At 73.0% G+C, this 2,906-nt stretch carries 1 protein-coding gene; it reads right to left on the bottom strand.

The genetic code is table 11. The features are described from left to right. Window positions 1-2,906: beta-ketoacyl synthase N-terminal-like domain-containing protein (locus tag ACFYPC_RS36990; RefSeq protein ID WP_391891736.1), on the bottom strand; the 2,906-nt coding region annotated here is incomplete at both ends.

Consider the following 2,906-nt stretch of genomic DNA (forward strand, 5'->3'; position numbering starts at 1 on the left):
CGGCCGTCGGCCTCCGCCGCGCCCACGACGACCTGGAGCGCGACCGCACCGCGCTCGGCGAGCACCAGCGGCGCCTGGATCGTCAGTTCGTCCAGTACCGGGCAGCCCAGCTGCTCACCGGCGTGGAGCGCGAGCTCGACGAAGGCGGTGCCGGGCAGCAGGACGGAACCGAAGATCGCGTGGTCGGCGAGCCACGGGTGCGAGTCCAGCGACAGACTGCCGGTGAAGACGGAGACGTCCTCGCCCGCCACGCCCACCGAACCGGCCAGCAGCGGGTGGTCGGCCGGCACCATGCCTGCCGAGGACAGGCTTGTACGGCCGCCGCCGCCCAGCGCCGACTCCAGCCAGAAGTGCTCGTGGTCGAACGCGTACGTCGGCAGATCCACGGCACGCGCCCCGGTACCGGCGAACACGGCGGCCCAGTCCACGGACCCGCCCGCGGCATGGTCCTCCGCCAGGGCGATCAGCTCGGCGTCCTGCGTCTCCCGGTCGGGGAACACGAAGACCCTGCCCGACGAGGAGCCCTCACCGGCGATCGTCTCCAGCGCGGCCTCGAAGTCGGCGCGCTCGCCCGCCACGATCACGGCCCGGTGCTCGAACCGGGAACGCGTCAGGGCCAGGGAGAATCCGACGTCGACGAGCGACGGACCGGATTCCGACCGCACCTGCGCGAGGAGCCGCTCGGCCTGGCCGGCCAGCGCCCGCTCCGACTTGGCCGACAGCACCCACGGCACCACCGGCAGCACCGACTCCACGACCGGTACCTCGGCCGGCTCGGACTCCTGCGGCTGCTCCAGGATCACGTGCGAGTTCGTACCGGAGATACCGAACGACGACACACCCGCCCGACGCGGACGATCGCCCGCCTCCGGCCACTCCCGCGCCTCCGTCAACAGCTCCACCGCACCCGCCGACCAGTCCACGTGCGTGGACGGCTCATCGACGTGCAGCGTGGGCGGCATGACGCCGTGGCGCATCGCCATGACCATTTTGATGATGCCGGCGACGCCGGCGGCGGCCTGACTGTGGCCGATGTTGGACTTGATCGAGCCGAGGAGCAGCGGACGGTCCTCGGCGCGGTCCTGACCGTACGTGGCGATGAGCGCCTGCGCCTCGATCGGGTCGCCGAGCGTGGTGCCGGTGCCGTGGGCCTCGACGACGTCGATCTCGGCCGCGGAGACGTTCGCGTTGGCGAGGGCCTGGCGGATGACGCGCTGCTGGGACGGTCCGTTGGGGGCGGTGAGGCCGTTGGACGCGCCGTCCTGGTTGACGGCGGAGCCGGCGACGACGGCGAGGACCTGGTGGCCCTTGCGCCGGGCCTCCGAGAGCCGCTCGACGAGCAGGACACCGACGCCCTCGGACCATCCGGTGCCGTCCGCGTCGTCCGAGAACGACTTGCAACGGCCGTCGGAGGCGAGGCCCCGCTGGCGGCTGAACTCGGCGAACGTCGTGGGCGTCGACATGACGGTGACACCGCCCGCGAGAGCCATGTCGCACTCGCCGGTGCGCAGGGCCTGGATCGCCCAGTGCAGCGCGACCAGTGACGAGGAGCAGGCGGTGTCGACGGTGACGGCCGGGCCTTCGAGACCCAACGCGTAGGCCACGCGACCCGAGAGCACGCTTCCGGACGTGCCGAGGCCCAGGAAGGCGTCTACGCCGGCCGGAATCGAATCCGCCCCGGAGCCGTAGTCGTGGTACATGAGACCGGCGAACACGCCGGTCCGGCTGCCCCGGAGCGAGTCCGGGTCGATGCCCGCCTGCTCCAGCGCCTCCCAGGAGGTCTCCAGGAGAAGCCGCTGCTGTGGGTCCATGGCCAGGGCCTCGCGCGGCGAGATCCCGAAGAACGCAGGGTCGAACAGCCCCGCGTCGTACAGGAAGCCGCCCTCCAGCGTGAGCGAACGGCCCTCGGCGTCATCGGCCACGGCAGCCGCGTACAGCCCCTCGACGTCCCAGCCGCGGTCGGTGGGGAAGGCGGCGATGCCGTCGCCGCCGCCGGCGACCAGTCGCCACAGGTCCTCGGGGCCCGCCACTCCGCCGGGGTAGCGGCAGGCCATGCCGACGATCGCGATCGGATCGTCGGCTCCGGCGGTCCCGGTCACGATCGTGCCCGCGCCCTGGGCGCCACTCTCACCGACCAGTTCGCCGGTCAGGAACTCGCTCAGAACGGTGGCCGACGGGTAGTCGAAGACGAGTGTCGCGGGCAGGCGGAGGCCGGTGACCTTGCCGAGGCGGTTGCGGAGTTCGACGGCGGTGAGGGAGTCGAAGCCGAGTTCGGTGAAGGCGCGCTGGGCGGGGACGGCGTCCGCGGAGGCGTGGCCGAGGACGGCCGCGACCTCGGAGAGTACGACGTCCAGTACCAGCTCGAGGCGCTCCGGCGCCAGACGGCCGGCCAGACGGCCGGCCAGACCGGACGCCTCGGCAGCCGCCTGCGCCGCCGCCCGCCGCTGCGGCGCACGGACCAGGCCGCGCAGCAGGTACGGGATCTCCCCGCCCTGCGCCGCGGACTTGCGGACCACGGACAGGTCGAGGCGCACCGGCACCACCGCGGCCGCGTCGGCCGTGATGCCCGCGTCGAAGAGCTCCAGGCCCTCCTGCGTCGAGAGGGGCGGCACACCCGCACGCTTCATGCGCGCGACATCGGCCGCGTCGAGCCGGCCGGCCATGCCGCTCTCGGCCCAGGGGCCCCAGGCGAGGGAGGTGGCGGGCAGGCCCTGGGCCTGGCGTATCTGGGCGAGTCCGTCGAGGAAGGCGTTGCCGGCCGCGTAGTTCGCCTGACCGGCGGAGCCGAGGACTCCGGCGGCGGAGGAGAAGAGGACGAAGAAGGACAGGTCGAGGCCGGCGGTGAGTTCGTGGAGGTGCCAGGCGGCGTCGACCTTTGGACGCAGTACGGCGTGGAGCCGTTCGGG

Source organism: Streptomyces sp. NPDC005808 (genome assembly GCF_042871385.1).
Classification (GTDB): domain Bacteria; phylum Actinomycetota; class Actinomycetes; order Streptomycetales; family Streptomycetaceae; genus Streptomyces.